General features: G+C 59.9%; 4 protein-coding genes. 3 read left to right on the top strand and 1 reads right to left on the bottom strand.

Going from position 1 to position 4,377, the window contains the following annotated elements; all coding sequences use genetic code 11:
* Positions 1-85: 85 nt before the first annotated feature.
* The gene (locus tag AC1D17_RS27800) at positions 86-550 is read right to left on the bottom strand and encodes an Lrp/AsnC family transcriptional regulator (protein WP_112841498.1); all 465 of its coding nucleotides are present in this window, start codon (positions 548-550) and stop codon (positions 86-88) included.
* Between the two features lie 126 nt (positions 551-676).
* On the opposite strand from AC1D17_RS27800, the gene alr reads away from it, so the two are divergent.
* The 3 genes from alr to AC1D17_RS27785 all read left to right on the top strand — a co-directional run.
* A complete protein-coding gene (gene alr / locus AC1D17_RS27795) occupies positions 677-1,801 on the top strand; it encodes an alanine racemase (protein ID WP_112841497.1) in 1,125 nt (374 codons plus the stop codon).
* 26 nt (positions 1,802-1,827) lie between these two features.
* Entirely contained in the window at positions 1,828-3,078 is a 1,251-nt protein-coding gene (locus AC1D17_RS27790) for a D-amino acid dehydrogenase (protein WP_477568463.1), read from the top strand.
* Between the two features lie 408 nt (positions 3,079-3,486).
* On the top strand, positions 3,487-4,377 hold an 891-nt coding region (locus AC1D17_RS27785; RefSeq protein WP_477568462.1), incomplete at its 3' end, for an NAD(P)/FAD-dependent oxidoreductase.

The raw sequence follows: 4,377 nt of genomic DNA, 5'->3' as shown, positions 1-4,377 counted from the left end.
GTATTCGTCCCGGCTGGAGACAAATATGTGTAAAGTAAACAGTCCTTCAAGCGAAACCACCTTACCTGGGCAATGCTCCGGATCTCTATCGACGTGCCTTCGCCCGGGTCACCAAGACATTGCGGATCGAAAAACTCGAGTGAATGCGAAGCACTCCCGGAAGCTTCGAAAGTATCTCCTTGTGTATTTGTTCGAACTCGCCGGCATTTTCCACTTCGACGCGTAACAGATAATCAGAGCCGCCGGTCATCAAAAAACATTCCTGGATCTCGGGATACCTCCGTGCAGCGGCCTCAAAACGATCGAGACAATCCTCCGTCTGGCGTTCAAGGGTGATGTTGATAATGACGGCAATCGTAGACACCGCATTCGTTGCATCGATGAGCGCCGTGTAGCCTCTTATGACACCGCCTGCCTCTAACAGCTTGATCCGCCTCAGGCAAGCCGACGGCGAGAGCCCAACTTCGGCGGCGAGGGCCGCGTTGCTTCTGCGCGCATTGAGCCGGAGAAGCCGCAAGATGTTGCGGTCAATCGTATCAAGAGAGGCCATTGCAGATTGTTCCAAAACATCAACTTTCCTTCCAACAATCATGCGGAAACGCAATAATCAAGCGCTCATCGGCCGGAAATTCCACGATCGTTTCACTAGTCTTTAGATGAAGGATAGGGGACGGGTATGGACGGCGTGACATCACGGAACATCAGCGAGGGGATCGGCGCCGCGTCTGGCTATCTCACGATCGATCTGACAGCGCTCGCCCGCAATTATGAGCGACTTGTCAAAGAGGTTTCCCCCGCAGGCGCCGCCGCCGTGGTCAAAGCCGATGCGTACGGGCTAGGCGCCGACCGGGTTGCGACCCACCTTTACGCGAAGGGCTGCCGCCACTTCTTCGTCGCACAGTTCGTCGAGGCGCTGCAGCTGCGCCCGCTTCTGGCCGACGATGCCCGCATCTTCGTGCTGAACGGCCTTCAGCCGGGCAACGAAAGCACCTGCGCTCGTCACGGCATCGTACCGGTCATCAATTCACTCGATCAGTGGCGAGAATGGGCCGGTGCTGCGAAGGCGGCCGGCCACACCCTGCCCGCGGTGCTCCAGTTCGACACCGGCATGTCGCGCCTCGGCGTACCGCCAGAGGATCGCGACACCCTCGTCGCGTTGGTGAAAGCCGAACCCAGGATCGCGGTGCTGTTCGTGATGAGCCACCTTGCCAGTGCCGACGATACCGGTAGTGGACAGAATGACAGCCAGCTTGCGGAGATGCAGCTGGTCGCAGCCGCCTTTCCGCAGTTCGACGTCTGCTTTGCCAATTCCGGCGGCATCTTTCTCGGTCGATCCTATCATGGCGTGCTCGCCCGCCCCGGCATCGCCCTCTATGGCGGCGCACCCAACGCCGTTGGTGTAAATCCTCTGGAGCCGGTCGTGAGCCTCGACATCAGCGTGGTGCAAACCCGCACGGTGCGAGCGGGCGCACGTGTCGGCTACGGCGGCAGCCATGTTGTCACAGGCGAAATGCGCCTTGCCACCATCGCCGCCGGCTATGCGGACGGCCTGCCGCGCAGCCTTTCGGGGCGTGGCGCGGTCTATTGCGACGGTCTTCGTCTGCCCATCATCGGACGCATTTCCATGGACAGCATCACCATCGACATCTCCGCCCTGCCGGAAGGCCGCCTCACGCTCGGCAGCCGCGTCGAGATGTTAGGCCCGCACCAGACGCTGGAAGACGTGGCTCGCGACGCCAACACCATTTCCTACGAAATCCTGACCGGTCTCGGGAACCGCTACCAGCGCACCTATCGCTGACACCGTCTCTTTCAATCGAGGGCATCATGAAAATCATCGTTCTCGGCGCCGGCATCGTCGGCGTCACATCGGCCTACCAGCTTGCGCGAGCAGGCCATGAGGTCACGGTCATCGACCGCCAGCCCGGTCCGGCGCTGGAAACCAGCTTTGCCAATGCTGGCGAAGTTTCCTTCGGCTATTGCTCGCCCTGGGCAGCGCCCGGTATTCCCATGAAAGCGATGAAATGGCTGTTCATGGAGCATGCTCCGCTCATCCTGCGCCCCAAGATCGACATGGCGATGCTGAGCTGGATGGCGCAGATGCTGCGCAACTGCACATCCGCCCGCTATGCGCTGAACAAAAGCCGCATGCTGCGCCTCGCCGACTACAGCCGCGTTGCGCTCGCCGCGCTGCGCGAGGAGACCGGCATCTCTTATGACGAGCGCATGCAGGGCACGTTGCAGCTTTTCCGCACGCAGGCCCAACTCGACGCCTCTGCCAAGGACGTCAAGGCGCTCGCCGCCGATGGCATTCCCTATGAAGTGCTCGACCCAGAAGGCTGCATCCGCGTCGAGCCGGCGTTGAAGCACGTGCGCGAAAAGATCGTCGGCGGACTGCTGACACCGAAAGACGAGACCGGCGACTGCTTCAAGTTCTCCAGTGCGCTTGCCGCCAAAGCCGCAGCCCTCGGTGTTCGCTTCACCTACGGCAGCATCATCCGCGGGCTCGACGTGGAGGGCGGACGTGTCACCGGCGTTGTCACCGCCCATGGCCGACTTGAGGCCGATGCTGTCGTCGTGGCGCTTGGCAGCTTCTCTCCGCTTCTCGTTCGCCCGCACGGTATCCGTCTGCCGGTGTATCCGGTCAAGGGCTATTCACTAACCATCCCGATCACCGACGACAGGCACGCGCCCGTCTCCACCGTGATGGACGAGACCTACAAGATTGCTATCACGCGTCTTGGCGACCGGATCCGTGTCGGAGGCATGGCGGAAATCTCCGGCTACACCAACGATCTGGGCGAACCGCGTCGCCTGACGCTCCAGCATTCCGTCACCGATCTCTTCCCGGGCGGTGACGTGTCGAGGGCCAGATTCTGGTCGGGCCTGCGCCCGATGACGCCGGATGGGACCCCGGTCATTGGGCCAACGAAGATTGCCGGCCTCTTCGTCAACACTGGCCACGGCACACTCGGCTGGACGATGAGCTCCGGTTCCGCGCGAGTGATCGCCGACCTCGTTTCAGGCAGGCAACCCGAGATCGACGCTACTGACCTCGCAGTCACACGCTATGGCTAAATCGTCTTGAAGAGAATTTTGACCGCTATGCACACACATAGTTCGCCGATGTAGAGCACCGCATGGCCACCCGTCGCCGCAGTGAATAGCCACGCAACAAACAAACGAGGTAATCAAAAGTCAGAACGAACTCCGCTTGCCAACTTAACATCGGGCAGTGGGGCTCGCCCAGCCGGACTTCTCGCCGTCGGAGGAGACATTATATTCCTAACCGCCTTGAACAGATATGAACCAGCGACCAGCGTTGAACCAGGATCGTGGTAGAAACCTCTGATCACGCTAACATGCTTGGTTTGCGATTGTCCGAAGTTAAGGACGCAGAATCCAGGATGTTCAACAGCCCTGACAATGGCAGACTTGGAACGCACCGAAATCTCGGCGCAGTCATGAGCTCTGTCGAGGTGTGCTTTGAAGGACCGCTTAAGGAAGTCGCTTGCTGATGCAACGCTCTATCCGTTCTGGCTGGATAATCCGGCAGCTCCCAACACCGAGCCGCACCTTATTGGTCGCCAAGATGCTGACCTCCTCATTGTCGGCGGAGGCTTTACCGGGCTTTGGGCGGCTATTCTCGCTAAACAAACCGAACCAAACAGAGACGTCATTCTTATTGAAGCCGGTAAAGTAGCCCACGGCGCGTCGGGCAGGCCAGGCGGGATTGTATCTACCTCTGTAATGCACGGTCTGTCGAATGCTGCTCGAATATTCCCGGTTGACCTCGATGTACTCGAGCGCCTCGGGAAGGACAACCTGGATGCCTGGCGACAAACGATCGAGGCGTTTGGAATCGATGCTGACCTCGAATGGACTGGCGAGATGACGGTCGCGATCGACAAGGCTGGCCTCGCCGAACTCGATAGCGAATTTAGCCTGGCGAAGCAGCATGGGCACGACATCGTCCGCCTCGATAGCACGAGTACTCGAATGGAGCTCGCCTCACCACTCTTCCAGGGCGCAATATGGTCACGAAAGCGAAGCGGTACCGTTCATCCCGCGAAACTCGCGTGGGGCCTGAAGCGCGCCGCGCTCGAACTTGGTGTGCGCTTGTTCGAACATACTCCTATGACCGGCGTGGAAGATAACCAGGCCACGCTAACTGTGCGCACGCACGACGGGTTGATCAGGGCGCGTAGAGTCTTGTTCGCAACCAACGCGTGGGCGGCGGGGCATCCGCACATCAAGCGCCGGGTTGCCGCGGTGCGAGACAGGGTACTTGCAACAGAGCCTCTGACCGCCGAACAGATGGAAAGGCTGGGATGGAAGAACCGCCAAGGGGTGTATGACACTCGCACGCAGTTGAAC

Source organism: Pararhizobium sp. P1_E7, assembly GCF_056405855.1.
This window is presented reverse-complemented; position numbering and strand designations above follow the sequence as displayed.

What these genes read in the sequence shown, in the direction of transcription:
- AC1D17_RS27790 (WP_477568463.1), top strand. Translation starts at nt 1,828, where the DNA reads ATGAAAATCATCGTTCTCGGCGCCGGCATCGTCGGCGTCACATCGGCC.
- alr (WP_112841497.1), top strand. Translation starts at nt 677, where the DNA reads ATGGACGGCGTGACATCACGGAACATCAGCGAGGGGATCGGCGCCGCG.
- AC1D17_RS27800 (WP_112841498.1), bottom strand. Translation starts at nt 550, where the DNA reads ATGGCCTCTCTTGATACGATTGACCGCAACATCTTGCGGCTTCTCCGG.